Origin of the sequence: Desulfurivibrio modestus (assembly GCF_044068625.1) — a bacterium.
Lineage (GTDB): Bacteria > Desulfobacterota > Desulfobulbia > Desulfobulbales > Desulfurivibrionaceae > Desulfurivibrio.
In genome coordinates, this window is the sequence record NZ_JBIPKH010000007.1 from 103,340 (window position 1) to 129,783 (window position 26,444).

A 26,444-nucleotide genomic window follows, 5' to 3' on the forward strand; every position below is an offset into this window, starting at 1 on the left:
GGTTGCGCTTCTCTGCCTGATTCCAAGTACAGAGCAAGGTTTATGCCAGGGGGCGGCTTTGACGGCAAGGCGGGCTCCTGGGCGGATTGCGGGCCGTAACCCGCCCAAGCGGCAAATGAACGGGGGGGGGGCAGAGGCGACCAAATCGTAGCCCAACCAACCTTTTGGTAGGCTCTGGCCGAAGATCAGCGCTTAATCACCATGGTGGCTTCCAGGAGGGCGGGGCGACCGAGCCGCTCTTCAATGGCGGCCTTAATCGCGTCAAGGCCCTGTTCGTCGATGGGGCCGGCGGAAACCAGGCGCACCGAGAGCTTAAGGGGCTCGCGGCTGCCGACGCTCACCCCCTGCACCGCCACCTCCGCCACCTCCAGGCCCTCGACGGCCAGCAGGATCTTATGCTCTTCGGTCATCCGCATAAAGCCAATCCCCAAGGGAATGCCCACCAGCAGCATCACGACCATGGTGATCAGCAGGCCCCGACGGGCCAAGTGAAAAGGCGCGTAACCCATCAGCAGAAAGGTGAGGCTGGCGGCCAGCACAATCCCCACCAGGTTGGTAAAAAAGAGCAGGTGCGCCCCCCAGACCACTTCCCAGTCGCCCCAGCCGAGACCGATACCGGTCACCGCCAGCGGCGGCACCAGGGCCACGGCAATGGCCACCCCGGCCAGGCTGCGGGCCACCTCCTCGCGGGCGTGGGCATAAGCCCCGGCAATGCCGGCCACCACCGCCACCCCCAGATCGAGCAACGTGGGGCTGAGCCGGGCGCTGATTTCGGGAGTTATCACCTTCAGCGGCATCAGCCAGCCCATGGCGGCGGAAAAAGCCAGCCCCAGCAATATGCCCAAGCCCAAAGTTTTCAGGCTACCGCCCATCAGGGCCATATCCTGGCGCACCACCGCCATGGCCAGGGAGACCAGGGGGGCCATCATCGGAGCCAGGATCATGGCCCCGATGATCACCGGGGTCGAATTGGCAAAAAGGCCGATGGCCGCCAGCAGAACCGCCAGGATCATCAAGACCAGATAGGAGGTGGTGGGACGGGCGTTTTTCTCCCGCAGGGTGACGTAGAGATCCCGAAAATCCTCGGTGGCGGCGTGGCGCAGCCAGGGCAAAGGTTTGGCGGCCAAGGCGTGGCAGGCTTCCCCCACCGGCAGGGCCTGGACCCGAAAACTCTCCCGGCCCGCCGTTCCCTCGTCGATGCTCAGATGGCGACCAGGCAACAGCCGCAAGCCCCGGGGCACCACCTCCAGGGCGACCTCCCGGCTGGAGAGCCAGCGCCCGTCCTGGAGATAATCGATGGCCTGCGGGCTGGTTACCGTCAGGGTTTCAGCCCGGATGTGGCCGATGAAGTCGGGCAGCCTCCCACCCTCCCGGTTGGGCGCGAACAGGGCGACCAGCAGCAGCCACAACATCTCGAGCAGGCAGCGCGGGGCCAGGACCAGGGCCTGGAGCATGCCGTCATTGATATTGGTGTCCGGCAGCACCGTCCGGGCCAGCAGGGAGTTGCGGGTATGCTCCACCACCACCATGCCCAGGGCGACGGTGCTGACGGTTTTGCCCCGCCCGGTCCGGAGGGTGTAGCGTTGGGGTTTGACCCTGCCAATGGCTCGAAGCCGCTGCCAGAAGGTGGCCAGGCGGATCCGCCAGCCTTCCAGGTGGTAGGCGGGACGCAAGTGCAGGGCCTCGCCAACGATGATGGTGTTGAAAACCGGTTGCCCGTTACAAAAAAAGAGGTCCACCCGGCGATCACGGCCCGCCGCCAGAATATCCTCCACCGCCTCAGCGAGGCGGGCGGCGATCCCGTATCCCTGGCGGGCTTGAACCATATTGGGATGGGGCAACAGGGCCAGCCGCCAGCCCAGTCTGGCCGCTTGGGGAACCAGGGTGGCCAGAGCGGCGTCATCCAGGTAGGTGATTACCGTGGTGCCCTCCTCCCAATACGGCAGGTCGCCGGGCTGAAAATCCACCGGCTCGACCCTCATTTTTCCGAACAGGGGTAGGATTTCCCGGCCTACTTCCTGCTCAAACGCGGGATCAAACAGCAGTTTAGCCTCCAGATCCATTCCGTCACCCCCGCCTGCCGTGGTTCTTTTCGTCAATGATAGCGCCAGCCCAATAAACCCTTGGCCTTGCCACTTGTCAATGATTAGCGCGCCTTACTGTAACACCTGATAAAAACGGATAAAATCCAGAAAATGGCGGAGCCGATTTTTTTCCATTGACTTCTGCGGGCACCGGGCCTCACAATATTTTGCACCCGACACTTCCCCGGTTTAGCAGGTTAGGAGCAGAGGACCGCCGGTAAGTGCCCAACGCGAGACCCTTGCCACCCTGGGGGGAGGAGTGCGGCATGGCGACAGAAGAGCGTAAAATTAGTGAACTGCACCAGGTTAGGCAGCAAGAGCTGAAGATAATCGAGGCCCGCCGCCGCCGCATCTGTCAACGGACGGGCTACCCGGAAAAAGGTGGGGCACCCGCCGGCCGCACCTTGATCGGCCTGGCCTTTTCCGGCGGCGGAATTCGCTCGGCCGCCACCAATCTCGGGGTCCTCCAAGGGCTGGCCAAACGGGGTCTGCTCCCCTTTGTCGACTACCTTAGTACCGTTTCCGGCGGCGGCTACATCGGGGCCTGCTTCGCCTCCCTGCTGAGCAATCGCCGCCAGCCGACCGGAGAAAAGGACCAACCCTATCAATTTTCCGACTCTGAATCAAGCGGCTCCGGTGCCGCCACCCCGCCGCCGGAAGAGGCCCTCTTCACCACCTCCTGGGAATCCTTCCCGTTCCGGGACGATCACCTGGCCCGGCCGGCCAGACCGGAAGAGTTGACCAGCCAGGAGCAGATGGAGCATATCCGCACCCGGGCCAGCTACCTCACCCCCCGGCCCCGCTACCTGAGCGACTCGCTGATGCGGGCGGTGGGGGCGGTGACTTTCACCACCCTGATCCCCCTGCTCTGGTTTCTGCTGCTGGTGACCGTGGCCACCTCCCTATATATGGCCGTTGTCTCCGGGCTGGCGCCGGCCATGCCACCAGCCGCCGAGGCCGCCACCAAAGTGAAAAGCTGCCCGGAGGCTTGGGCAATCATCAAGGAGTTCAGCCGCCAGCCATTTGTCGATTTCGCCAACCTGCTGGAATTGGAGCGGGGCAGCCAACTGGTGGTCACCGTTATCCTGAGCGGACTGACCCTGGGACTTTTGCTTCCATCGTACCATTTTGTCTCCCCCGCCCCGCAAGGTCTGGCCGGAGTGAGCCCCAGCCGCCGCGAAGCCAAGGACAATCGCCGAAGATTTAACCGGATCTGCTGGACGATCACTTGGGCTCTTATCGGGGTGATGGTTTTGGCCTGGCTGCTGGTCCGGCTGGAACCGGCGGCCGGGGGCGGCGCCCTGCTTTTGCTCCCCAGCCTGTTGCTGGCCGCCGCCTTTAGCGGCAGCAGCCTCTCCTATGTGATCGACAGCAGCAGTTTAGGCAGTGAAGATCCGGCCTGCTGGAACAAGAAGAACCGGGCCACCACCAACCTGGTGCAGGGCTTAACGCTGCTGCTGCTGATCTTTACCCTAACCCTGGCCCTGCTGCCCGGCTTGATCCGGGCCGGGAATGCGGTCTATATCCTGATGGTGCAAGCCCCCCTGCTGCTGCTCCTCAAGGCCTGGCTCTCCGGCGATCGGCCGGCGGGCTTAAGCGGTAAGGTTCCTAAAATCGCCGCCAAGTTCAAAAACTGGCTGCTGGGCCTGCTGGTCCCGCTGCTGGTGCTGCTGACCGTGATCCTGGTCGCCAACCTGCTGCTTGGCGCCTTGGGTTTCCTGGCCAAATGGCCGGCAACTGTTGAAGACACCTCGCCGACATCCTGGCTGCTGCTGATTGCCGTTCCCGCCCTGCTGCTGGCGCTTTTCAGCTGGGGGGTGGATATCAACAAAGTCTCCCCCCACTTTTTCTACCGGGACCGGCTGGCCGAGGCCTTCCTGCGCACCTTCGGCCGATGGCGCGACAATCCCGACGACGAACACGTGCTCAAGCGGGACAATCCCGGCGCCGAACTGACCGCACTCAAGCGGGACAACAGCGAGATGAAGCTGACCGAGCTACATGGCATCGATAAGGACGGGAACTGCGCCGGCCTGGGCCCCTACCTGCTGATCAACGCCACCCTCAATCTCACCGCCGCCCAAGACCTGAAGGGGTTCAACCGCAAGGCGGAGGTCTTCACCTTCTCCCGTCTTTTCGTGGGCTCCCGCCGGACCGGTTATACCTCGACCGCCAACTATCCCGGGCAAAGTGAAAAAGGAAAACTGAAGGTAGCCCGGGCGATGACCATCAGCGGGGCCGCCGCCAGCTCGGTGATGGGGGCCATCTCCTCACCCCTGCTCTCCTTTCTCTGCACCATCCTCGGGGTCCGCCTCGGATACTGGTTGGAAAATATCCGCCCCTGCCACTGGCGGCCGCTCTGGCGCCGCCTTTATAAACTCTTGCCCACCAGCGGCCGCCTGCTCCAGGAACTGAGCAGCCATACCGACGACCGCGGCCCCGAGATCTACCTCAGCGACGGCGGCCACAGCGGCGACAACCTCGGCATTCTGCCCCTGCTGCAACGAAGGGCCAAAATCATCATCGCCGCGGACGCCGAATGCGACCCCAGCCACTCCTTTGATTCCTTCAACAGCTCCCTGCGCCAGGCCTACGTCGATGAGGGGATCAAGATTCGCGTCGCCCTCAACGATATCTACCGGCGGGAGGACGGCTATTCACGCAAACACTACGTGGTGGGCAGGATCCTCTATCCCGATCGCCCCTGGCAGCGAAGCTGGCTGATCATCCTGAAAAACACCATGACCAAGGATGAGATCGCGCCCCTGCTCAACTACAAGCACAAACACCCGGAGTTTCCCCATGAAACCACGGCCGATCAATTTTTCACCGAGGAGCAGTTCGAATCCTACCGGACCTTGGGCCGCAATGCGGCGGATTCCTTCTGCGGAGATCTTTTCTCCTGGCTCGGCCCCCCGGATAAAAGGTCCGCCAAAAGGGATCCCTGGGCGGAGCTGGCCAAAAGTTGTGCAATGGTCGCCCCCCACGAAACCTGGGACGATTTACTGCAGGCCATGTGGGACGCCGAGCTGGCCGGTTTTGCCGACCCCAAGAGCTTCCAGGCCACGCTGAAAGAGCAGTTTAATGACCTGGTCAACCTCAGCGAACTGAATGAGGACAAATCCAACTGGGACAGAAAGCGAACCGACCAGGAGTTGAACAAATTCTGCGACAAGAAACAGCCAAACCTGGATGGAATGGAGCGGGATCTGCAGGAAGCTTACTGCCGGACACGAGAAACATGGCCGCAGGGGGCAGCCATCCCCAAATCGATGCAGGAGTTGAAATTCCGTTTTCGGCAACAGGAGTATAAGTTCAAAGGGTGAGATCATGATCATCAACAGGTATGCTCTGCTAATTTTCGGCGCCCTGGCTCTGCTGCTGCCTTCGGGATGTGTTTCAACGGCAGCGGTAAAGGACTAAGCCGCCCACTCGCGCACGACCCTCGCCAGTACCAAACCGGTGGCCGATGATTTCTACCACTCCTGCCTGCGGGCCAACAGCTATAAGCCTTTGGCGGAACGATCTATCTTGCCGCCACCACCGGCGACGTTAAAACCATGATCGCGGCGGCGGCAAGTTTGGTTCAGGAGATAAGTCGTCAGGGGTAGAGATCCTACTCCCTATCTTCCTGTTATAACTTTAGTTAGCGGAGAGAAGAAATGTTTGCCTGGCTCGATGGCATCCCCCTGGCTTTACTGGTCATCGCCGCCCTGCTGGTGGGGTTGGCTCCCTTCTACCCCGAACCCCATCTGGTGGAAAAACTGCGGCTGCTCGCCCAGGGCGAGTTAAAGCGGCCACTGGATATTTTCGATCTGCTGATGCACGCCGCCCCGGCGGTACTGCTCTTGATCCGCCTGGCCCGCATGGGCCTGCAACGATTGAGCTAGCAACAGCTTTCCGCCCCCTTGCCCTGGGCCGCGCCCAAGATGGCCTGGGCGCACCCCACTCCGATCTCCACCTGAATGGCCCCGGTGGGACAGTTATGCCGGCAGGCCCCGCACTCCATGCAGGCGTCGCGATCTCGCAGGGTAACCTTGCCCCCCCGGGTCGGCGATGGACTGAAAACCGCGTGGGGGCACACCTCCAGGCAGGTGCCGCAACCGATACAGCGCTCGGGGAGGAACTCCAGGGTGTTGACGCCGGCCAGGTATCTAAATTCGCTCATGCCAATAACTCCCAGGGGGTGGAATCAGGCCATAAACCAGCCGCCCAGCAAAAGCAGCAGGCCGCAAAGACCGCAACCGATCTGCCAGGGCAGGGCCAGCTTCAACTCTTTTTTCACCCCGGAGAGCGAGGTGTAGGTGGAAGCCCCGGTGAATTGCAGGGCCAGAAAGGAGGCCAGACTGGCGATCAGCAAAGGCCAGGCCAGTAGTTCCAGGCCCAAAGGCGGCCCATTGCCGGCGGCCTGAGCGGCGGGATAGCGCCCTACCAAAAAGATGGCGGCGCCCCCCACCCCGGCGCTCAAGCCCTTGAGGGCAAAGGCCCGGCCCGGCAGCCAAGGCAGCAAAAGTGGGGTTAAAAGCTGGCCGGCCAGGGTGCCGCCGACCAAAGCGGCCAGCAACCAGGGGGCCAGTTGCGCCGCCCCGCCCCCGCCGTACAAGGTCAAAAGCAGCAACAAGGCGGCCAGCGGCAGCAACCACTTGAGACTCAAGACCAGTTCCACCGGCACCAGCACCGCCCGTTCGGCCAGGGGAAACCTTTTACGCCGCATGGCTGCCGTGGCCTGGTTGCCGGCGGCCAGATAGGCGGGAAGATCGGCGGCCAGCACCGGCCCAAAAAGGACTTTAAAGCCGGAGCTTTGCTCCACCAACCGGGCGTTGATTCCCGGCGCTCCCAGTTGCGGCACGATCAGCCGGCGCCGGCTGACATACCGCTCCAGGCCGCTCTCATGAATGCGTCGCACCAGTTCGGCGCTGCCGAAGCTGCCCTTGCCTGCGGCGCACCAGACATTGATCCCCTCGGTATCCAGCACCAGCAGCCAGGCGTTAAGCCCGGCCAGTTGCCGCCGCAGATGGTCAAAACTGAGCTTGTAGTTGGCACTCACCAGGACCGGCGAGGCGGGATCGGGGTTATGCAAGGCGTACAACCCCGGTTCCACCAGATAGGCCATCCGCCGCACCCCACAGCGCACCAGCAGGGTACCCAGCCAGTCCCGCCAGGAGAGCCGAGCGCTGACTTGGGGTAGATCACCGGCCGGGGTTTGCACCCGGCCGGTGACAAAAGGCTGCTCAAAGGGGGAACGGTCCGCCCGGGGCCGGGTTTTAGGCCCTCAACAGGCCTGCTGCCCCGGGTTTTGACTTAACTCCGCCATGGGCGGTGGGGGTATGGGCGTCACCATGGGCACTGCCTCCCCTGAGGAACGTTTAATGCTTGAACGAACGCTGACCGGTGAACTTCATCGCCACCTGGGGCTTGGCTTCGTTGCAGGCAACAATGGTTTCAAAGTCCCGGGCCGAACCACCGGCCTGGAGGATGGCGGTTACCCCCTGCCGGATTCCGACATCGGCCCCATCCCGGAAGGGGAAGAAGGCGTCGGAGATCATCACCGAACCGGGCAAACCGGCCTTGTCGGCCTGGGTTTTGGCGTCGATCGCCTCCTTGTCGGCCCGCTCGCGCTTGCCCTGCTCGATCTCCAGAACCAGATCGGCGTAGGGAATGCCATGGGTGTCGAAGCAGAGAATATCGGCGTACTTGATGTAGGCCTTGTGGACGGCGATCTCGGCCACCCCCACCCGATCCTGCTCGCCGGTCCCGATCCCGGTGGTGCAGCCATCCTTGACGTAGATCACCGAGTTGGAGGTGACGCCATGCTCCACCGCCCAGCCGAAGATCATATCATCGATCTCCTGGGCCGTGGGCTCACGCTCCACCCTGTACTCCTGGCCCTTGTAGGTGGCCGCCGCCGGCTTGAGATCGGCGGCGCTGCGAATGGAGTTGACCGCCGACTGCTGAACGATCAGGCCGCCATCGATCAGGCTCTTGAAATCGACAAAGCGGAATTTTTCAAACTCGGCCAGGCGATCGATCCGATTAATCCGCACCACCCGCAGGTTTTTACGTTTACTTAAAATCTCCAGAGTCCCGGCTTCAAACTCGGGGGCGCAAACCACCTCCAGGTAGTTACCGCTGAGCAGTTCGGCGGTGGCCAGGTCGCAGGGGCGATTCAGGACCACGGCCCCGCCGAAAGCGGCGATCCGGTCGGCCCGGTTGGCCCGGTTGAAGGCGTCGGCCAGATCCTTCCCATGGGCGGCCCCGCAGGGGTTGTTGTGCTTCAGAATCACCGCCGCGGGCCGATCCATCAGATATTTGATGATATTGAGACCGTTGTCGAGATCGGTGAGATTGATCTTGCCGGGATGCTTACCCACCTGGAGCATATCCTCGGCCCTGATCCCGCTGACCAGCCCGTGGCCCGGTTCAATAAAACGGCAGTCCCCCAAGGTGAGATTCCCGTTGACTAACTCATAAAGAGCGGCCTCCTGGTCGGGATTCTCGCCGTAGCGGATCCCCCGCTCCTCGACACTGCCGTCATCCTGGGTCAGTTTCCAGGTGCGTTTACGGAACCGCAGGGTCTGGTCGCCGAAGGTGATGGTCATCTCCATGGGGAAATGGTCACCCAGGATGGTGGTGTACATTTTCTTCAAGTCAGCCATGCTATCTGCCCTCCTGATTTGGTTTTAAAATGCAGCGCTGGCCAGCATAATGGATTTCTGCGCTCAGTGCTGTTGAAATATTGCGTCCCAATCCTTGCGCACCGGGTCATGGCCCTTGGCCCTGATCGCCGCCGCCACCTCCGCCAGCTCTCGATGGTCGCCGATGGCAAACTGCTCACCGGCGACGGCACTGTCGCCATACCCTCCTGGAACGGTGCAGGAACCGGCGGAGTAACGGGTGGGGCCAAGCCCGATCATCCCGTCACGATAGCGCTGCTCCTCGCGGGTGGAAAGGATCAGGCCCACATCGGGGTCAAACAGGCGCAGGGCAAAAAGGAGCTGGCTGAGGTTCTTTTCCCCCACCACCACCCGGGGGGTGAAGCTGCCCGAGGCCGGACGCAACCTGGGAAAGGAGACGGTGAGCCCGGTCCGCCAGGCCAGCTTACGCAACCAGGCCAGGTGCAGCCCCAGGGCCAATCCTTCCGCCCGCCAGTCGGCCAGGCCCAGCAGGGCGCCAAGCCCTACTTCCCGCATTCCGGCTCGGGCCGCCCGGGCGGGGATTTCCAGCCGCCGGTGGTAATCGGCTTTAGGTCCGCCCAGATGCACCTCCTCGTAGGTACGGCGATCATAGGTTTCCTGGTAGATCGCCACCGCGGTGATCCCGGCGGCGAAAAGGCGGGCGTACTCCGCCTCTTTCAAGGGCTGCACCTCAATGGAGATGGCGGCAAAATCATCGCGCAGGCGACGGGCCAGCTCTTCCAGGTAATCAACCCCCAGTTTGGCCGGGGCCTCGCCGGAAACCAGCAGGATATGCTCAAAGCCGCGCCGGCTTAAAATTTTGGCTTCCCGTTCAGCCTCTGCCAGGGAGAGAACCCGGCGAGGAATTGCATTATCCATCGAAAAGCCGCAATAAAGGCAGCGATTGAAACAGTAACTGGAGAGATAGAGCGGGGCGTAGAGCTGGATCACCCGGCCAAAACGTTGACGGGTAACCAGCGCCGCCTGCCGGGCCAGGTCGGGCAACATGGCTTCGGCCGCCGGCGAGAGCAAGGCGGCCAGGTCGGCGGCGGTGCGTCGTTCTCGGCCAAGAGCGGCCACGACCTCCCGGGACCCGCACTCCCTGATCTGCCGACCCAGGGTGGCGAAATCGGGCAGCCGGAACACCGGGGCAGCGCTAGTGGGCAAAGTAACAGCGGGAGAGGTCATGGCAGCAACCGGGGTTGGCACGGTTGATCAACCGTGGAGGAAATCAAGGCCCACCTCGGGAGAGGAGGCTTCGGCGGTGGTCCCTCGCCGGCCCAGACCGGCTTCGTAGGCCTCCCGGCCGGCGCGGACGGCGGCGGCAAAGGCCCGGGCCATGCGGACCGGATCCCCCGCCACCGCGATGGCGGTATTGACCAGGACGGCATCGGCCCCCATCTCCATCGCCTCGACGGCATGGGAAGGAGCGCCAAGGCCGGCGTCCACCACCACCGGCACCCTGGCCTGCTCGATGATGATCGCCACCTGAAACCGGGTCAGCAACCCCTGGTTGGTGCCGATGGGGGAGCCGAGGGGCATCACCGCCGCCGCGCCAACATCCTGCAAGCGCAAGGCTAGAATGGGATCGGCATTAATATAGGGCAGCACCACAAACCCTTCCCGAACCAGCTCTTCAGTGGCCTTAAGGGTTTCCACCGGATCGGGCAGCAGGGTGCGGGGGTCGGGGGTAACTTCCAGTTTGAGCCAGTTGGTCCGGCCCACCGACCGGGCCAGATGAGCCAGCCGCACCGCCTCGGCGGCATCGCGGGCCCCCGAGGTATTGGGCAGGAAAAAAAAGTGGTCGCGGTCCAGATTACTCATGATATCGTCGGCCGGATCGTGGAGATCCACCCGGCGCAAAGCAACGGTGACCATTTCGCTGTCCGAAGCGGTCAGCGCCGCCTTCATCACCGCCGCGGAGGCAAACTTGCCGGTTCCGGTGAAGAGTCGAGAGCGAAATTTGCGTCCGGCAATCTCCAACATATCAACCGCCTCCCACAAAACGGATCAATTCCACCCGCGCGCCGGCGGCCAGAAAAGTACTATCATAGGTCGTCCGCTCCAGCACCCGACCGTCCAACTCAACCGCCATCATATCGGGGTTGAGCTCCAGGGTGGCGATAAAAGCGGCCACCGTCAGGCCGGGGGCAATCAGCCGTTCCTGGCCGTTGCAGATAATGACGATCCGGTCGGTTGCGCTATCAGGCTCAGTTTTGTTACTTGCAGACATGGCAGTTTCCCTAAGCAGCAACGACAAAAGCCGGCAACTGGTGCCGGCTTTTGTCGTTGCTGCTTATTATCTTACCCAGGGCCCAGCCTGGCGCTCAGCGGCCTAAAAGCCGACCGCAGCTATTCCGCCGCCGGAGCTGCCACCGCGGCCTCGGCAGCGGCCTCAGCTTTACCCTCCTGGTAATTAACCAGTTCGAGAATGGCCATGCTGGCGGCATCGCCCAGGCGATTGCCGGTCCGGATAATCCTGGTGTAACCACCCTGACGCTCCATATACTCTTTCACCAGGCTGTCAAACAGTTTGGCCACCACCTGCTTGTCACGAACCACCGACAGGGCCTGGCGACGGGCGTGAAGATCGCCCCGCTTGGCCAGGGTGATCATCTTATCGGCCACCTTGCGCACTTCCTTGGCCTTGGCGGTGGTGGTCACAATCCGCTCGTGCTGGAGCAGGGAGGTAACCATGTTACGAACCATCGCCTGGCGATGGGGGGTGGTACGGGACAGACGATTGCCGGCTTTACCATGTCGCATGACTCAATCCTCTCGGGAGGTTAATTCTTTTTAGTCTACTCTTCCACTTCCGGTTCGACGGGGGGAGGAACCCAGCCGTCGATCTTCATCCCCAGGTATAGATCCATCTCGGAGAGAAGCTGCTTGATCTCGTTCAAAGATTTGCGACCGAAGTTCTTGGTCTTGAGCATCTCCGCCTCGCTCTTCTGCACCAACTCGCCGATGTGCCTGATCTCGGCATTACGCAAGCAGTTAGCGGAGCGGACCGACAGCTCCAGGTCCTCAACACTGCGGTAAAGATTTTCATTGAGCTTGGGCTTCTCTCCGCTGGCGCTGTCGCTGGGCAACGGCACCACCGCCTCCTCATCGAAATTAATGAAGACCCGCATCTGCTCCTTGAGGATCTTGGCCGAATAGGCCAGGGCATCCTCGGGGCGAATGCCGCCGTCGGTGGTGACCTCCAGGGTCAGCTTATCGTAGTCGGTCTGCTGACCAACCCGGGCCTGACTGGTGATCACCTTGACGTTGCGGATGGGGGTGAAGATGGCATCGATGGGAATCACCCCGATCGACTGCTCCTCGCTCTTATTCTTCTCGGCGGGGGCATAACCCTTGCCCCAGCGCACCTCCAGTTCGGCCACAAACTTGCCGTCACCGGTAATGGTGCAGATATGCTGGTCCGGATTCATCACCTCAACCGTATGGTCGCCGACGATGTCCGCGGCGGTAACCATTCCCTTCTTGCTCTTCTCGATCCGCACGGTGCGGCCCTCGGGAGTGTTGAGCCGCAGCCGCACTTCCTTGAGGTTGAGGATGATCTCGGTGGCATCCTCTTTAACCCCTGGGATGGTGGAGAGCTCATGGAGAACCCCGTCGATCTTGACCGAAGTGATGGCCGCCCCTTGAATCGAGGAGAGCAGAATCCGCCGCAGGGAGTTGCCAATGGTGGTGGCAAATCCCCGCTCCAGAGGCTGGCAGGTAAACTCGGCAAAGGTGGCGCTATGGGTATCCTGATCGATCTCCAGGCGCTCCGGGGCAATCAAGTCATGCCAGTTACGGTAAAAGGTGTCGCTTTTCTCTTTCGTCATTGTATCCTGATCTTCCCTGGGCTGAGATTGGATCGGCCAGCCGGGGCGGAGCCCCGGCGGCAGTGACCGGGTTACTTGGAGTAAAGCTCGACAATCAACTGCTCCTGAATCGGCATGGTCAGTTCCTGACGATCCGGAGCGGTCTTGATGGTACCGGCAAAAGACTCCTGATTCAACTCCAGCCAAGAAGGAACACCCCGGCGAGCCATGGCCGCCAGACTCTCCTTGATCACCTCAACCTCCCGGGACTTCTCCCGTACGGTAATCACGTCCCCCACTTTAACCTGCAGGGAGGGGATGTTCGCCTTGCGCCCGTTGAGCAGAAAATGGTTGTGACGAACCAGATGGCGGGCCTGATTACGGGAGCCGGCAAAACCCAGGCGATAAACCACGTTATCGAAACGGGACTCCAGCAATCTCAGCAGATTCTCGCCGGTAACCCCCCGCATCCGCTCGGCCTCGACGAAATAACGGTGAAATTGACCCTCCAGCATGCCGTAGATCCGGCGAACCTTCTGCTTCTCACGCAGCTGCAACGCGTAATCGGAAACCTTCCGCATCCGGGCCTGGCCATGCTGGCCGGGAGCGTAGGAACGACGCTCAAAAGAACATTTATCGGAATAGCAGCGGTCACCCTTCAAAAAGAGCTTCAGCTTTTCCCGCCGACACTGTCGGCAAACCGCACCTGTATATCTGGCCACTTGGATTCTCCTTGACTGCTGATGGTCTTACTAATAGTACCCAATTAGACGCGACGGCGCTTGGGGGGCTTGCAACCGTTGTGGGGCAAGGGGGTCATATCCCGGATAAAGTTAACCTCCAGGCCAGCCACCTGCAACGCCCGAATGGCCGACTCGCGTCCCGGCCCCGGACCGTTTACCCGCACCTCGACCTTGCGCAAACCATGTTCCTGGGCCTTCTTGACCGCCGTTTCCACCGCGTTCTGGGCGGCAAAGGGGGTGCTCTTCCGCGAACCCTTAAAGCCGAGACAGCCGGAACTGCACCAGGAAAGAACGTTTCCCCGGAGGTCGGCAAAGGTAACAATGGTATTGTTGAAGGTGGATTTGATAAAACAGATCCCCTCGGGAACGTTTTTCTTGTCCTTTTTACGAGGACGTACGGTCTTAGCCTTAGCCATTGCTTCTCCTGAATAGTTCCTGTTTATTTCTTGGACTTAACGGCCGCCCGACGCGGGCCCTTGCGGGTCCGGGCGTTGGTATGAGTACGCTGGCCGCGGCAGGGCAACCCCTTGCGATGCCGCAAACCCCGGTAGCAACCAAGGTCCATCAAGCGTTTAATATCCATGCCCACTTCCCGGCGCCGGTCACCCTCGACCACAAACTGCTCTTCAATAACCTTACGAATATCGGCGATCTCGTTTTCGGTCACATCGTCGCTGTTCCGGTCATGGGGCATCTTGGCCAGATCGAGAATCCTGCGGGCGGAAGAGCGGCCAATCCCGTGAATATAGGTCAGAGCCACTTCCATATGCTTGTTTTTGGGAATATCAACACCAGCTAAACGTGCCAAGGTTCTCCTCCATCAGCCTGTCTGTCAATCATCGGCAGCATTGCCGATAACAAAAATTTATCCCTGACGCTGCTTGTGTTTCTTGTTTTTACAAGAAACACGAATCACGCCTTTGCGTTTAAAGACGCGGCAATCACTGCAAATTTTCTTTACCGAAGCCTGTACTTTCATTTCGACACCTCGTGTTAGCGGCCAGTCCTAACGTTTATTTTTGGACCGGAATGTCACTCGGCCACGGGTAAGGTCATAGGGAGAAAGCTCCACTGTGACCCGATCACCGGGCAGAATTTTAATAAAATGCATCCGCATCTTGCCGGAGATATGGGCCAGCACCCGGTGGCCATTATCCAACTCAACCCGAAACATCGCGTTGGGCAACGGCTCGATGATGGTTCCTTCTACGGTAATCGGTTCTTCTTTCGCCATAAGCTGCTGTCTTCACCCGGCGGCATCTGGTGCCGCAAATGGAAAATTCGTTATTATAACGTAAAAAAAAAATTTGCCGACAACTTTTTAAGCCCGCTTCGGCAAATTGCTAAATAAACTTCAGATCCGGATCAAATCAGCATCGCCGCTGAGTACCAGGGGACCGTTTTCCGTAACCGCCACCGAATGCTCGAAGTGGGCCGAGGGTAAACGATCCTTGGTTATCACCGTCCAGCCATCCGCCAAAACCTTAACCTCATGGGTTCCGATATTGACCATGGGTTCGATGGCCAAAACCATGCCGGCCACCAGCCGTACCGAACCACTGCTCCGCACATAATTGGGAATCTCGGGAGCCTCGTGAAGGCTCCTGCCGATCCCATGGCCCACAAACTGGCGAACCACTGAAAAACCCCGGCGCTCCACGTGCTCCTGAACCGCCTGGGCAATATCGTTAATCCGATTTCCCACTCGAACCTGGGCAATACCCTGTTGCAGCGACTCTCTGGTCACCTGCAACAGTTTCGCGGTTTGGGCGGGAATTTTCCCCACCGGCAGGGTAACGGCGGCATCTCCGTAAAATTCCCGCCACTTCACCCCGAAGTCGATACTGACGATATCCCCCTCGCGGACCACCACCTTTTTGGAGGGAATCCCGTGCACCACCTGCTCGTTCAGAGATACACACAGGCTACCCGGAAACCCCCGATAACCCTTGAAGGCTGGTATTCCTCCCCTCTCGCGAACAAACTCTTCCGCCCAGGTGTCGAGTTGAGCGGTACTTACTCCGGGACGAATCCTGGCGCTGAGCATGGTCAGGGTGGCGGCCACCAGTTGGTTGGCCTCCCGCATTATCTCCAGCTCTTCCGCCGATTTGAGGATTATTGACCCGGCCCCCATGAAATCGACCCGCTACCTCCGGCCCTTGAAGCGTCCCTGTTTCAGAAAGCCATCATAGTTACGCATCATGGTGTGAGACTCGATCTGGCCGATGGTATCGATTGAAACCGCCACCACGATCAACAGGGCGGTGCCGCCAAAATAGAAGGGCACGTTGAATTCACTAATCAACACGGTGGGCAACACGCAGATGGCGCTCATGTAGATGGCACCCACCACGGTGAGCCGGGTGATAACCTTGTCCAGAAAATCGGCGGTCTTTTTACCGGGACGAACCCCCGGAATAAAACCGCCGTTGCGTTTAAGGTTTTCCGATACATCCACCGGATTGAAGGTAACCGCCACGTAAAAGAAGCAGAAGAAAACCAAAAAAGCCACAAAAACAATCGTGTGGGGCAAGCTGCCCCAGGCCATCATGGCGCTGGCTCGCTGCACCCAATCGATCTGGATAAAGTTGCCCACCGTTTCGGGAAACATCATGATCGAAGAGGCAAAAATAGCGGGAATTACCCCGGCCATATTCACCTTAAGCGGCAGATGAGACTGCTGGCCGCCATACATCCGCCGCCCCACCATCCGTTTGGCGTACTGAACCGGAACCCGGCGTTGAGCGGTCTCGACAAACACGATGAAGCCAGTAACCCCCAAAACCATGATCAGCAGCAGGGGCAGGAAAACCAGGGCCAGCTCGCCGGTCCCGGCCATCCGGAAGGTATTGACCAGGGCTGAAGGCATACTGGCGACAATACCGGCGTAGATAATCAGGGAGATCCCATTGCCAATCCCACGTTCGGTGATCTGCTCCCCCAGCCACATCAGAAAGGCGGTGCCGCAGGTCAGGGTGAGCATGGTCATCAGACGAAAGCCCCAGCCCGGATCGATCACCACCGGCACACCCCCGGGAGCACTCATCCCCTCCAGGCCGATACTGATAAACATCCCCTGGACCAAGGCCAGTCCGATGGTGGCGTAGCGGGTGTACTGGGTTATCTTCTGGCGGCCCGATTCGCCCTCTTTCTTGAGGGCCTCAAGATAGGGGACCACCACGGTAAGCAACTGAAAAATAATCGAGGCACTGATGTAGGGCATGATCCCCAGGGCAAAAATGGAAAAATTCTCCAAGGCCCCGCCGGTGAACATGTTAAACATGTCGAAGAGACCACCCACCTGCTCGAAAAAAGCGGAGATTGCCTCGCCGTCGATCCCCGGTGTCGGCACCTGGACACCAGCCCGGTAAACCGCCAGCATGGCCAGAACGAAAAAAATCCTCCGGCGCAGCTCGGGAATCCTGGCGGCACTGCCTACCCCTGCCTGCATAAATTACCCTTGGGCCTCAGCGCTAACGGTTCCACCGGCCGCTTCAATCTTGCCGCGGGCCGACTCGCTAACCTTGTCCACGGTCACGGTCAGGGCGACGGTCAATTCGCCATCACCCAGCACTTTAATCAGCTGCTCCTTGGCGGAGATCAAGCCGGCGGCCTGCAGGGTGGCCCGGTCAACCACGCTGCCGGCCTCAAAATCGTTGAGGTCACGCAGGTTAACCACCGCATACTGTTTGCGGAAGGGGTTCCGGAAGCCACGCTTGGGCAGACGGCGCTGCAGAGGCATTTGGCCACCCTCAAATCCGGGCTTGATACCGCTGCCGGAGCGGGCCTTGAAACCCTTATGGCCACGACCGGCAGTTTTACCCAGGCCGGAACCGGGGCCACGCCCCAGTCTTTTCCTCTGTTTGCGGGAACCGGGATGCGGTGAAAGATTACTCAGATTCAACATTGAATTTCCTCCACGTCCACCAGGTGACGGACCTTGGCGACCATGCCCCGCAGTTCCGGGGTATCCTTGCGGACGATGGTCTTGTTGGTTCTGGTCAGGCCGAGACCGGTCAGGGTCTGACGAATTTTAGCAGTGCTGCCGATGGCGCTCTTGCGCAGGGTCAGCTTAAGGTCGGTGGTAGCCATGATATACCTCGGCGTAAAACAAGTTAACTGGTTATTTCTTCAACTTTCTTGCCCCGCATGGCGGCGATCCGGCGAGGACTGCGGAGACGGCGCAGACCGTCCAGGGTCGCCTTTACCATGTTGTGGGGGTTATGCGAACCAATACATTTGGTCAGAATATTATGAATTCCGGCGGCTTCCAACACCGCCCGCACCGGGCCGCCGGCAATAACGCCGGTACCGGCGGCGGCGGGCTTCAGCAGGACCTGACCGGCGCCAAACTTACCCATGATCTCGTGGGGGATACTGACATCGCTTACCGAAACCAGCTGCATATCCTTGCGAGCCCTTTCCACGCCCTTGCGGATCGCTTCCGGGACCTGATTGGCCTTGCCCAGTCCGTAACCAACCCGGCCCTGACCGTCACCAACCACCACGATGGCACTGAAATTGAACCGCCGACCACCCTTGACCACTTTGGCCGTACGGTTGATGAAGACAATTTTTTCGATCAGCTGATCGTCGCTATTGCCGCTTTTGTATTCCGCCAAGGTACACCCCCAAGCAATATAAGTTTAAATGTTGTTAGAAATCGAGGCCGCCTTCGCGGGCGCCATCGGACAAGGCCTTGACCCGGCCGTGATAGATGTAACCACCACGGTCGAAAACCACCTTCTCCACGCCCCGGGTCTTGGCCAGTTCCGCCAAGCGGAGTCCGACCTCCTTGGCCAGGGCGGTTTTACCCTTGGCTTCGGTGGAGGGGGCAAAATCCTTGCTGGCCGTGGAGAGCGCCGCAATGGTATGCCCGGCCGTGTCATCAATAAGCTGCCCGTAAATATGGCGGGCGCTTTTGAAAACCCGCAGACGCGGACGTTCGGCCGTACCGGTGATTTTTTTTCTGATCCGCTTAATGCGCTTGTCACGGGCCATCGCCCTGCCATTCATCTTTGCCATTTCTTCGCCTATACCACCAAGGTTGAAACCATATCCGGCCAATACCGTAATTGTTTAATCACCATCAATTACTTGGACTTAGTTTTGCCGGCCTTCCTTGCAATGTACTCATTCTCGTAGCGGATCCCCTTCCCTTTGTATGGTTCGGGCTTACGCACCTCACGGATCCGGGCCGCGGTTTGACCAAGCAGCTCTTTGTCGATGGACTCCAGAGTTACGGCGTTCTTCTCCACCGCGGCGGAAACGCCGTCGGGCAGAGCAAAGGAAACCACGTTGGAGTAGCCCACACTGAGGTTGAGGGTGTTACCCTTGGCCTCAACCCGATAGCCAACCCCCTCCACCAGCAGTTTCTTCTGAAAACCCTTCTCCACCCCGATCACCATGTTGTTGATCAGGGTACGGGTCAAGCCGGTGAATGCCCTGGTCCGCTGGGAGTTATCGCGGGCCTTGACCTGAATCCGGCCATCGGTCTGCTCCAGGGCGATCTCCGGCCGAATTTCACGGTTAAGCTTGCCCTTGGGACCGGTCACACTGACCTGGGATCCCTTGATATCTACCTTGACTGCGCCGGGAACATCAATCGGCTGATTGCCTATTCTGGACATTGTATCACTCCTTAATCAAACAGGTACCGGTCGGGGTAACTGTCATCGCTGTTCCTGGATAGCAGGACTACCAAACCTCGCAAAGCAGCTCACCACCAACCTGCTGCTCCCGGGCCTGCCTGTCACTCATGATCCCCTTGGAGGTGGAAATAATCGCCACCCCCAACCCACTCATAACCTTGGGAATCTGATCATGCTTGACGTAAAGTCGACGGCCCGGTTTGCTGCGGCGGCGAATACCGGTGATGACCTGCTGGTTGCGTTCATCGTAACGCAGCTGGATTTTGATCACCCCCTGCTTGTTGTCTTCGATGATCTGGTAATCGCCGATGAAACCTTCCTGTTTAAGAATCGAGGCCAGACCGTATTTAACCTTGGACATCGGCACATCGACACTCTCGTGGCCGACCATCCCGGCATTGCGTATCCTGGTCAGCATGTCGGCCAGCGGATCACTCATCGCCATTGCTACAGACTCCCGTTACCTGTTAGTAATAAAAAAAGCCGGAGATGCGGTTTGCGCCCGGCGCATTTTTCGTTGTCAACCCGTAGGGATATCCCCCGGCGTTACCAACTTGACTTGGTTACCCCGGCAATCTCGCCCTTGGAAGCCAGGGAGCGCAGACAGATTCGGCACACCCCAAACTTCCGGTAGAAAGCCCGGGGACGGCCACACAGGCCGCAACGATTATAATCCCGAACCTTGAACTTAGGTTTCCGATTACACTTAGCGATCATCGATTTCTTTGCCAACTGAAGCCTCCCGACCTTGCGTTGCTTTAGCTATTACTTTCTGAACGGCATGCCCAGCGCCCTGAGGAGAAAACGGCCTTCTTTGTCGGTCTTGGCCGTAGTCGTAATGGCGATGTTCAAGCCCTTGATCTTGTCGATCTTGTCATAGTCAATTTCGGGGAAAATAATGTGTTCCTTAATTCCCACCGAGTAATTGCCCCGGCCGTCGAAGGCCTTGAAGGAAACGCCGCGAAAGTCGCGCACCCGAGGCATCGCCACATGGACCAACTTGGCCAGGAAGTCATACATCCGATCCCCGCGCAGGGTAACCCGGCAACCAATCGGCATCCCCTCCCGCAGCTTGAAGGTAGCGATCGACTTCTTGGCCTTGGTGACCACCGCCTTCTGCCCGGCGATCATGGTCAGCTCCTGGCTGGCGCTTTCAACGATCTTGGGGTTCTGCACCGCTTCACCCAAACCCATATTGAGGGTAATCTTCTCCAGTTTGGGCACTTCCATGATGTTGCCGTAGCCGAACTCCTGCATCAGTTGCGGCACACACTCATCGGTGTAATACTGTTTCATTCCAGCCATGCTCTAACGCCTCCAGCGCGGAGTGGTAATTATATCAACTGACAAAATCGGTCGGTTATGCCTTGGCCTCAACCGACTCGTTACACTTTTTGCAGATTCTGACCTTGGTGCCGTCCTCGAGGATCTTGCGACCAATCCTGGAGGTCTGGGCGCATTTGGGACAGATCAGCTTCAGGTTGGAGATCGCCACCGGGGCTTCCTTTTCGATGATTCCGCCCTGCTGATTAAGCTGGCTGGGCTTGGTGTGGCGCTTGATCATGTTGATCTTTTCCACCACCGCCCGGCCCTGGCTGCGATCAACCTTGATCACTTTGCCGACTCGCCCCTTATCCCGACCGGTGATCACTTCCACCCGGTCATTTACCTTTAAATGCGTTTTCGCGTTATGCATCTTCATTCGCCTCAAATTTGAAATGCGGCGGGGCCCAGTGCCTAGCCTGGCAGGTCCCAACCGTCAAAATCGTTCTAGAGAACCTCGGGGGCCAGGGAAACAATCTTCATGAACCCCTTGGGCCGCAACTCTCTGGCCACCGGCCCAAAAATACGGGTACCGATGGGATCGCCGGCGTTATTAACCAGCACAGCGGAGTTCTCGTCGAAACGAACGGCGGTGTCATCAAGCCGGCGAATCTCCTTCTTGGTGCGAACCACCACCGCCTTGACCACGTCACCCTTCTTAACCTTGGCGTTGGGGATAGCCTCCTTGACGGAAACCACCACCACGTCACCGATACTGGCATAACGACGGCCCGTGCCGCCGAGTACCCGAATGCACATCACCTTCTTGGCTCCGGAGTTGTCGGCCACGTTTAATACACTTTGTGTCTGAATCATGATCTCACCTGCTTATCCGGCAGTCAGTTAAATGCCAGCCCTCTGCCCCGGGCACGGCACACCCCAAGTTTCTTCGCGCAATGGGCCCCTAAACCGCCTTCTCAAGAATGGCCCGTAACCGCCACCGCTTTTTGCGGCTCAGGGGACGACACTCTTCGACCAGCACCCGATCACCGACATTGCAGGCATTTTCCGGATCGTCGGCCAGATACTTAACGTGGCGACGCATAAATTTGCCATAGAGTTTATGGGGGGTAAGGCGGGTGGTCTGGATTACGATGCTCTTATCCATTTTGTTGCTGACCACCAAACCGACCTGGGTCTTCTTGGTTCCTTGTCCTGCGCTCATTTATCAAATCCCGAATGATATTTTTTCCGGCACTGCTGCCGACCATGGGCAATCGGCTTTGTGCCGACGAATTATAATTCGAGGCGGCGGCTCAGCGGCTCGCCGTCTCCTGGAGCACGGTTTTAATCCGGCTGATCGCCTTGCGGGTCTGCTGGATCTTGGCGGTATTCTCCAGGGGGCGAATACCATGCTGAAACTTGAGCCGGCAGAGTTCTTCCGAAAGCTCACGCACCTTGGCGCCCATCTCATCAGCGCTCATGAGTCGAATATCTTTAATCTTCATAGCGTGCTATCCATATCGATAATCTTGGTGGGAAAGGGCAGCTTGTTGGCCGCCAGCCGCAGGGCCTCCCGGGCCAGTTCACCGTCAACGCCGGCCAGTTCGTAGAGAATCCGACCGGGTTTGATGATGGCCACCCAGCCTTCCGGGCTGCCCTTACCTTTACCCATCCGGGTTTCGGCTGGCTTCCTGGTGAAGGGCTTGTCGGGAAAGATCCGGATCCACATCTTGCCACCGCGCTTGACTTTACGGTTGATGGCAATACGGGCGGCCTCGATCTGCTGAGAGGTCATCCGGCCACAGCCCACCGCCTTCAAGGCATACTCGCCATAGGCAATGGAAGAACCTCGGTGGGCGGCACCGGTCATCCGGCCCTTGAACACCTTTCTATGTTTAACCTTTTTGGGACTGAGCATCTCTTTATCCTAAGCTGTTGTGCTGTTGAATAATCCGGCAAAAACCGTGACCGGTCTCCGTTCCGAGGCTATGCCTGCTCCTCGAGCTGACGCTGGTCATCATCGGCCAGGACTTCACCCTTGAAAATCCATACCTTGACCCCGATAATTCCGTAGGTGGTCTTGGCTTCGGCCAAACCGTAATCAATGTCGGCCCGGAGGGTGTGCAGGGGGACCCGCCCCTCCCGATACCATTCGCGGCGGGACATCTCGGCGCCACCCAGACGACCGGAACAGGCAATCCTAATCCCTTTGGCGCCAAACTTCAAGGCCATATTTACCGCCTTCTTCATCGCCCGCCGAAAAGCCACTCGACGCTCCATCTGCTGGGCAACATTTTCGGCGATCAATTGGGCGTCGGCCTCGGGGCGGCGAACCTCCTGGATATCAAGGGCGCACTCACGACCGGTGCGGCGCTCAAGGTCGCCCTTGAGAACATCGATCTCGGCTCCCTTCTTGCCGATCACCACGCCGGGGCGTGAAGTGTGCAGCTTGATCCGAATCTTCTCGCCGGTCCTGGAGATCTGAATCCGGGAGATGCCGGCATGATACAAACGCTTTTTGAGATACTTCCTGAGGCTCTGGTCCTCAAGAAAATTCCTGGCATAATCCCGGTCGGCATACCAAATGGAGTCCCAGGTACGCACGATATTCAGCCGTAAACCGATTGGATTGACTTTCTGGCCCAAAATTTTCCTCCGTTGACAAGGTGGCGATATTGAACGCCGTTACAATAAACCCGCCGCAGCTTATACTTTTGATGATCGTTTACTGCTCGTCGAGCACTACCGTGATGTGGCTGCTCCGCTTGATAATCCGGCCGGCCCGGCCCATGGGCATGGGCCGGATCCGCTTCAGCGAGGGACCACCATCGATATAAACGGTCTTGACGTAAAGGTTATCAACATCAATGGCCTCGTTCTGACTGGCATTGGCCACCGCCGCCTCGATCACCTTACGGAGAATACGGGCCCCCTTCTTGGGCAGGAATCTCAAGGTATTCAACGCGGTCTCTACCTGTTTGCCTCTCACCATATCGGCAACCAGCCGGGCCTTTTGGGGAGAAATCCGGATGTTCCGGGCCAGCGCTTTAGCTTCCATCGCCATTCACTCCTCTTATCTTGCCTGGGGCAAGTTTATCTCTTTTTCTTGTCCGCCGTGTGACCGTAATAGGTCCTGGTCGGGGAAAACTCGCCGAGCTTATGGCCGACCATGTTTTCGGTTACAAACACCGGAATGAATTTTTTCCCGTTATGGACGGCAAAGGTTAACCCGATCATCTCCGGGATAATGTCGGAACGGCGGGACCAGGTTTGAATAACCTTGCGCGATCCCTCATCCCTGGCCTTCTCCACCTTCCGCAAAAGATGGTCATCGACAAACGGTCCTTTCTTAATCGAGCGTGCCACTTCAGCTCCCCCTTATCTTAGGATCTCTTCTTGACAATATCCTTGTCACTGCTCTTACGGCCCCGGGTCTTGTAACCCTTGGTCGGCATGCCCCACGGTGTAGTGGGATGACGACCACCGGAGCTCTTGCCCTCACCACCACCCATGGGATGATCAACGGGGTTCATCGCCACGCCACGAACCTTGGGCCGCCGACCCAGCCAGCGATTACGACCGGCCTTGCCCAGCTTGCGGCTTTCATGCTCGATATTGCCAACCTGGCCGATGCTGGCCCGACAGGCCCGATGAAAGCGGCGGACCTCACCCGAAGGCAACTTGACCAGGACATGGTCGCCCTCTTTGGCCATCAACTGGGCCGAGCCGCCGGCGCTGCGCACCAACTGGCCGCCCTTGCCGATTTTCATCTCAATATTGTGAATGGTGCTGCCCAGGGGCATGTTGCCCATGGGCAGACAGTTACCGGGTTTAATATCCACATTGTCGCCGGCTTCGATCAAATCGCCGACCTTAACCCCGTTGGGAGAGAGGATGTAACGCTTCTCACCGTCCACATAGTGGAGCAGGGCGATATTGGCGGTCCGGTTGGGATCATACTCAATGCCGGCAACTTTGGCCGGAATCCCAACCTTGTCACGCTTGAAATCGATCATCCGGTATTTGCGCTTATGGCCGCCACCCTGGTGGCGGGAGGTAATCCGTCCATAATTGTTGCGGCCACCATTTTTATTCAGGGTTTTAACCAGCCCCTTGACCGGACGGTCGCTGCTAAGCTCATCCCTGACCACGGTGACCAGGGTCCGCCGTCCCGGTGATGTCGGTTTATATGTCTTCAGTGCCATGTGAAACTCCGATTTGTTGTTTCAATAAAGCCTTTTTTGACCTTACAACTCTTCCAGGAAGTCGAGCTTGCTCTCGCTGCTCAAGGTCACAAAGGCCTTCTTCCTGTCGCTGGTGGTGCCCACATATTTACCCATTCGCTTGCGCCGGCCGGGCATACTGGCAGTTCTTACCTTCTCCACCTTCACACTGAAGAGACTCTCAACCGCCTTTTTGATCTCGTCCTTGTTGGCCCGGCGATCAACCTGCAGCACGATCTGATTGTGGGCTTCCTGCAATCCCATGCTTTTTTCCGTCAGCCGGGGACGCTTGACCACCTCAAAGATATTTTTCATGACAGCAACCTCTCTTCCAGCTGACCGATACAGGGCTGCAACAGAACAATGTGCTTATGCAGCAAAATATCATAGACATTGAGCCCTTCCGGCGGCATCACCTTGAATCCGGGGACGTTGCGGGAGGAGCGCTCCAGGGTCTCAATCCGCTCGGGAGCGATGATCAGGGCGTTCTTGATCTCGAAATTGTCCATCACTTCGATGAACTTCTTGGTCTTGATCTCATCAAGCTGAAAATCGTCCAGCACCACCAGCAGCTGGTCGCCGAAGCGTGAGCTCAAAGCCATCCGCAACCCAAGCTTACGGGCCTTGCGCGGCATCCGGTAAGAGTAGCTCCGGGGCTGGGGTCCGAAGACGGTGCCGCCCCCCCGCCAGACGGGAGACTTACGGCTGCCGGCCCGAGCCCGGCCGGTGCCCTTCTGCTTCCAGGGCTTCTTGCCGCTGCCGCTGACATCGGAACGGGTTTTGGTGCAAGCGGTACCGGCCCGCCGATTGGCGCGCTGCATCCGCACGATGTCGTGGAGCAGGTGGGGGTTGACGTCAACCTTGAAGAGCTCGTCGTTCAGTTCAAGCTCCCCAACCTTTTCCTTTTTAATATTGTATATTTCCGTTACCGCCATTATCGGTACCCCCTGGGCATTAACCTTGGTGTCGGCGCAGTCGCTCCGACCTTACGCGTTCTTATAGATCTGAACCACTCCCTGCTTGGCGCCGGGAACTCCGCCCTTGAGCACAATCACATTTTGCTCGGGCCGGATATCGATGACGGTGCAGTTCTTCTTAGTGATAAACTTGTCCCCCATCTGGCCGGGCATCTTTTTGCCCTTGATAACCCGACTGGGCCAGGCACTGCAGCCGATGGAGCCGGGGGCCCGATGGAAATTGGAGCCGTGGGTGGCCCGACCGCCCTTAAAACCATAGCGCCGAACCACGCCCTGAAAACCGCGACCCTTGCTACGGGCCCGGACATCAACCAGATCGCCAATACTGAGCAGATCGGTGATATTGATCTCCTGACCCACCTCATAGGCCTCGAGATCAGCCACCCGAAACTCCTTGACGTGGTAGAAGCCACCCTTGCCAGCCGCCTTGCAGTGGCCGGCCTCGGCCTTGTTAAGCCGGGATTCCTTGCGGGAACCAAAACCAACCTGAATGGCGCTGTAACCTTCCTTGGCGTTGGTTTTTTTCTGCAATACCACGCAGGGACCGGCTTCGATCACCGTTACTGGAACCGCGACCCCGGTCTCGGTAAAAATCCGGGTCATTCCCATTTTTCTGCCCAGCAAACCCATGTTCTTAGACATTGTTACACCTGTCCGGTAAATAAGCGTTGAGGCTTCTTAAAGCTTGATCTCGACATCCACACCCGCGGAAAGCTCCAGCTTCATCAGGGCGTCAATGGTCTGCTGGGTCGGCTCCAGAATATCCAGAAGCCGCTTATGGGTCCGCATCTCAAACTGCTCACGGGACTTTTTGTCCACATGGGGCCCCCGCAGAACACAGAACTTGTTGATCGTGGTCGGCAGGGGAATGGGGCCGGCCACCGCCGCCCCCGTCCGCTTGGCGGTCTCCACAATCTCACTGGTGGATTGGTCGATCAGCTTGTGGTCGTATCCTTTAAGACGGATCCGAATCTTTTGTGTATTGATCATGTTATTTATTCCCAATCTCTATAA

Annotated in this window: 39 protein-coding genes; 2 read left to right on the top strand and 37 right to left on the bottom strand. The window is 58.9% G+C overall.

What is annotated here, in order from left to right:
• Positions 1–185: 185 nt before the first annotated feature.
• On the bottom strand, positions 186–2,063 hold the full coding sequence (locus tag ACHHRT_RS06395) for a DUF389 domain-containing protein (RefSeq protein WP_395498885.1): 1,878 nt from the start codon (positions 2,061–2,063) through the stop codon (positions 186–188).
• 287 nt (positions 2,064–2,350) lie between these two features.
• Between ACHHRT_RS06395 and ACHHRT_RS06400 the strand changes: the two genes are divergently transcribed.
• Together ACHHRT_RS06400 and ACHHRT_RS06405 are read left to right on the top strand one after the other, a co-directional pair.
• Positions 2,351–5,410: a patatin-like phospholipase family protein gene (locus tag ACHHRT_RS06400; RefSeq protein WP_395498887.1), complete on the top strand. Its 3,060-nt coding sequence runs from the start codon at positions 2,351–2,353 to the stop codon at positions 5,408–5,410.
• A 336-nt stretch (positions 5,411–5,746) separates the two neighbouring features.
• A complete protein-coding gene (locus tag ACHHRT_RS06405; RefSeq protein WP_395498889.1) occupies positions 5,747–5,974 on the top strand; it encodes an RND transporter in 228 nt (75 codons plus the stop codon).
• Here the strand turns inward: ACHHRT_RS06405 and hgcB are convergent.
• The 36 genes from hgcB to rpsJ form a co-directional block, all read right to left on the bottom strand.
• Positions 5,971–6,252, bottom strand: coding sequence for a mercury methylation ferredoxin HgcB (hgcB, locus tag ACHHRT_RS06410; RefSeq protein ID WP_395498891.1), 282 nt, complete (start codon positions 6,250–6,252; stop codon positions 5,971–5,973). The genes ACHHRT_RS06405 and hgcB overlap by 4 nt on opposite strands.
• A gap of 24 nt (positions 6,253–6,276) precedes the next feature.
• A complete protein-coding gene (hgcA, locus tag ACHHRT_RS06415) occupies positions 6,277–7,425 on the bottom strand; it encodes a mercury methylation corrinoid protein HgcA (RefSeq protein ID WP_395498893.1) in 1,149 nt (382 codons plus the stop codon).
• A 25-nt stretch (positions 7,426–7,450) separates the two neighbouring features.
• Positions 7,451–8,740: an IMP cyclohydrolase gene (locus ACHHRT_RS06420; protein WP_395498895.1), complete on the bottom strand. Its 1,290-nt coding sequence runs from the start codon at positions 8,738–8,740 to the stop codon at positions 7,451–7,453.
• 63 nt (positions 8,741–8,803) lie between these two features.
• On the bottom strand, positions 8,804–9,946 hold the full coding sequence (thiH, locus tag ACHHRT_RS06425) for a 2-iminoacetate synthase ThiH (RefSeq protein ID WP_395498897.1): 1,143 nt from the start codon (positions 9,944–9,946) through the stop codon (positions 8,804–8,806).
• 27 nt (positions 9,947–9,973) lie between these two features.
• On the bottom strand, positions 9,974–10,744 hold the full coding sequence (locus ACHHRT_RS06430; protein WP_395498899.1) for a thiazole synthase: 771 nt from the start codon (positions 10,742–10,744) through the stop codon (positions 9,974–9,976).
• A gap of 1 nt (position 10,745) precedes the next feature.
• Positions 10,746–10,991 carry a sulfur carrier protein ThiS gene (thiS, locus tag ACHHRT_RS06435; protein WP_395498901.1) on the bottom strand — a complete coding sequence of 82 codons (246 nt, stop codon included), beginning with the start codon at positions 10,989–10,991 and terminating at the stop codon, positions 10,746–10,748.
• A 119-nt stretch (positions 10,992–11,110) separates the two neighbouring features.
• The gene (rplQ, locus tag ACHHRT_RS06440) at positions 11,111–11,524 is read right to left on the bottom strand and encodes a 50S ribosomal protein L17 (protein WP_395498903.1); all 414 of its coding nucleotides are present in this window, start codon (positions 11,522–11,524) and stop codon (positions 11,111–11,113) included.
• A 35-nt stretch (positions 11,525–11,559) separates the two neighbouring features.
• Complete coding sequence (locus ACHHRT_RS06445) at positions 11,560–12,591, bottom strand: DNA-directed RNA polymerase subunit alpha (protein WP_395498905.1); 1,032 nt, start codon at positions 12,589–12,591, stop codon at positions 11,560–11,562.
• Between the two features lie 71 nt (positions 12,592–12,662).
• Positions 12,663–13,292, bottom strand: coding sequence for a 30S ribosomal protein S4 (gene rpsD / locus ACHHRT_RS06450; RefSeq protein WP_395498907.1), 630 nt, complete (start codon positions 13,290–13,292; stop codon positions 12,663–12,665).
• Between the two features lie 44 nt (positions 13,293–13,336).
• Complete coding sequence (rpsK, locus tag ACHHRT_RS06455) at positions 13,337–13,729, bottom strand: 30S ribosomal protein S11 (RefSeq protein WP_395498909.1); 393 nt, start codon at positions 13,727–13,729, stop codon at positions 13,337–13,339.
• Positions 13,730–13,752: 23 nt separating this feature from the next.
• Positions 13,753–14,121 carry a 30S ribosomal protein S13 gene (gene rpsM, locus ACHHRT_RS06460; protein WP_395498911.1) on the bottom strand — a complete coding sequence of 123 codons (369 nt, stop codon included), beginning with the start codon at positions 14,119–14,121 and terminating at the stop codon, positions 13,753–13,755.
• 57 nt (positions 14,122–14,178) lie between these two features.
• Entirely contained in the window at positions 14,179–14,292 is a 114-nt protein-coding gene (gene rpmJ / locus ACHHRT_RS06465; protein ID WP_395498913.1) for a 50S ribosomal protein L36, read from the bottom strand.
• 27 nt (positions 14,293–14,319) lie between these two features.
• Positions 14,320–14,547, bottom strand: a complete 228-nt coding sequence (gene infA / locus ACHHRT_RS06470; protein WP_395492424.1) for a translation initiation factor IF-1 — start codon at positions 14,545–14,547, stop codon at positions 14,320–14,322.
• 120 nt (positions 14,548–14,667) lie between these two features.
• Complete coding sequence (gene map, locus ACHHRT_RS06475) at positions 14,668–15,447, bottom strand: type I methionyl aminopeptidase (protein WP_395498915.1); 780 nt, start codon at positions 15,445–15,447, stop codon at positions 14,668–14,670.
• Between the two features lie 12 nt (positions 15,448–15,459).
• Positions 15,460–16,764 carry a preprotein translocase subunit SecY gene (secY, locus tag ACHHRT_RS06480; RefSeq protein WP_395498917.1) on the bottom strand — a complete coding sequence of 435 codons (1,305 nt, stop codon included), beginning with the start codon at positions 16,762–16,764 and terminating at the stop codon, positions 15,460–15,462.
• A 3-nt stretch (positions 16,765–16,767) separates the two neighbouring features.
• Positions 16,768–17,220 carry a 50S ribosomal protein L15 gene (rplO, locus tag ACHHRT_RS06485; RefSeq protein WP_395498919.1) on the bottom strand — a complete coding sequence of 151 codons (453 nt, stop codon included), beginning with the start codon at positions 17,218–17,220 and terminating at the stop codon, positions 16,768–16,770.
• Positions 17,214–17,405 (bottom strand): 50S ribosomal protein L30, encoded by a 192-nt coding sequence (rpmD, locus tag ACHHRT_RS06490; RefSeq protein WP_395498920.1) that lies wholly within the window; start codon positions 17,403–17,405, stop codon positions 17,214–17,216. Before rpmD ends, rplO begins: the two co-directional genes overlap by 7 nt.
• 23 nt (positions 17,406–17,428) lie before the next feature.
• Complete coding sequence (rpsE, locus tag ACHHRT_RS06495; RefSeq protein ID WP_395498922.1) at positions 17,429–17,935, bottom strand: 30S ribosomal protein S5; 507 nt, start codon at positions 17,933–17,935, stop codon at positions 17,429–17,431.
• A gap of 34 nt (positions 17,936–17,969) precedes the next feature.
• Positions 17,970–18,338 carry a 50S ribosomal protein L18 gene (gene rplR / locus ACHHRT_RS06500; RefSeq protein ID WP_395498924.1) on the bottom strand — a complete coding sequence of 123 codons (369 nt, stop codon included), beginning with the start codon at positions 18,336–18,338 and terminating at the stop codon, positions 17,970–17,972.
• A gap of 68 nt (positions 18,339–18,406) precedes the next feature.
• Complete coding sequence (gene rplF / locus ACHHRT_RS06505) at positions 18,407–18,943, bottom strand: 50S ribosomal protein L6 (RefSeq protein ID WP_395498926.1); 537 nt, start codon at positions 18,941–18,943, stop codon at positions 18,407–18,409.
• Positions 18,944–19,010: 67 nt separating this feature from the next.
• Complete coding sequence (gene rpsH, locus ACHHRT_RS06510; protein ID WP_395498928.1) at positions 19,011–19,409, bottom strand: 30S ribosomal protein S8; 399 nt, start codon at positions 19,407–19,409, stop codon at positions 19,011–19,013.
• Between the two features lie 101 nt (positions 19,410–19,510).
• A complete protein-coding gene (locus ACHHRT_RS06515; RefSeq protein ID WP_395498930.1) occupies positions 19,511–19,696 on the bottom strand; it encodes a type Z 30S ribosomal protein S14 in 186 nt (61 codons plus the stop codon).
• 33 nt (positions 19,697–19,729) lie between these two features.
• Complete coding sequence (gene rplE, locus ACHHRT_RS06520) at positions 19,730–20,269, bottom strand: 50S ribosomal protein L5 (protein WP_395498931.1); 540 nt, start codon at positions 20,267–20,269, stop codon at positions 19,730–19,732.
• A 55-nt stretch (positions 20,270–20,324) separates the two neighbouring features.
• A complete protein-coding gene (gene rplX, locus ACHHRT_RS06525) occupies positions 20,325–20,660 on the bottom strand; it encodes a 50S ribosomal protein L24 (protein WP_395498933.1) in 336 nt (111 codons plus the stop codon).
• Positions 20,661–20,734: 74 nt separating this feature from the next.
• Positions 20,735–21,103, bottom strand: coding sequence for a 50S ribosomal protein L14 (gene rplN / locus ACHHRT_RS06530; protein ID WP_395498935.1), 369 nt, complete (start codon positions 21,101–21,103; stop codon positions 20,735–20,737).
• 88 nt (positions 21,104–21,191) lie between these two features.
• Positions 21,192–21,452 (bottom strand): 30S ribosomal protein S17, encoded by a 261-nt coding sequence (gene rpsQ, locus ACHHRT_RS06535; protein ID WP_395498937.1) that lies wholly within the window; start codon positions 21,450–21,452, stop codon positions 21,192–21,194.
• A gap of 91 nt (positions 21,453–21,543) precedes the next feature.
• Complete coding sequence (gene rpmC / locus ACHHRT_RS06540; RefSeq protein WP_395498939.1) at positions 21,544–21,735, bottom strand: 50S ribosomal protein L29; 192 nt, start codon at positions 21,733–21,735, stop codon at positions 21,544–21,546.
• Complete coding sequence (gene rplP / locus ACHHRT_RS06545; RefSeq protein ID WP_395498941.1) at positions 21,732–22,148, bottom strand: 50S ribosomal protein L16; 417 nt, start codon at positions 22,146–22,148, stop codon at positions 21,732–21,734. The genes rpmC and rplP overlap by 4 nt, the downstream gene beginning before the upstream one ends.
• A 68-nt stretch (positions 22,149–22,216) precedes the next feature.
• Complete coding sequence (rpsC, locus tag ACHHRT_RS06550) at positions 22,217–22,876, bottom strand: 30S ribosomal protein S3 (RefSeq protein ID WP_395498943.1); 660 nt, start codon at positions 22,874–22,876, stop codon at positions 22,217–22,219.
• Between the two features lie 79 nt (positions 22,877–22,955).
• Positions 22,956–23,288: a 50S ribosomal protein L22 gene (rplV, locus tag ACHHRT_RS06555; protein ID WP_395498945.1), complete on the bottom strand. Its 333-nt coding sequence runs from the start codon at positions 23,286–23,288 to the stop codon at positions 22,956–22,958.
• Positions 23,289–23,323: 35 nt separating this feature from the next.
• On the bottom strand, positions 23,324–23,596 hold the full coding sequence (gene rpsS / locus ACHHRT_RS06560) for a 30S ribosomal protein S19 (RefSeq protein WP_395498947.1): 273 nt from the start codon (positions 23,594–23,596) through the stop codon (positions 23,324–23,326).
• Between the two features lie 17 nt (positions 23,597–23,613).
• On the bottom strand, positions 23,614–24,435 hold the full coding sequence (rplB, locus tag ACHHRT_RS06565; protein ID WP_395498949.1) for a 50S ribosomal protein L2: 822 nt from the start codon (positions 24,433–24,435) through the stop codon (positions 23,614–23,616).
• Positions 24,436–24,477: 42 nt separating this feature from the next.
• On the bottom strand, positions 24,478–24,768 hold the full coding sequence (gene rplW, locus ACHHRT_RS06570; protein WP_395498951.1) for a 50S ribosomal protein L23: 291 nt from the start codon (positions 24,766–24,768) through the stop codon (positions 24,478–24,480).
• Entirely contained in the window at positions 24,765–25,388 is a 624-nt protein-coding gene (gene rplD, locus ACHHRT_RS06575; RefSeq protein WP_395498952.1) for a 50S ribosomal protein L4, read from the bottom strand. The genes rplW and rplD overlap by 4 nt, the downstream gene beginning before the upstream one ends.
• A gap of 51 nt (positions 25,389–25,439) precedes the next feature.
• Complete coding sequence (gene rplC, locus ACHHRT_RS06580) at positions 25,440–26,072, bottom strand: 50S ribosomal protein L3 (protein ID WP_395498954.1); 633 nt, start codon at positions 26,070–26,072, stop codon at positions 25,440–25,442.
• Between the two features lie 36 nt (positions 26,073–26,108).
• Complete coding sequence (rpsJ, locus tag ACHHRT_RS06585; RefSeq protein ID WP_395498956.1) at positions 26,109–26,417, bottom strand: 30S ribosomal protein S10; 309 nt, start codon at positions 26,415–26,417, stop codon at positions 26,109–26,111.
• Between the last annotated feature and the right edge of the window lie 27 nt (positions 26,418–26,444).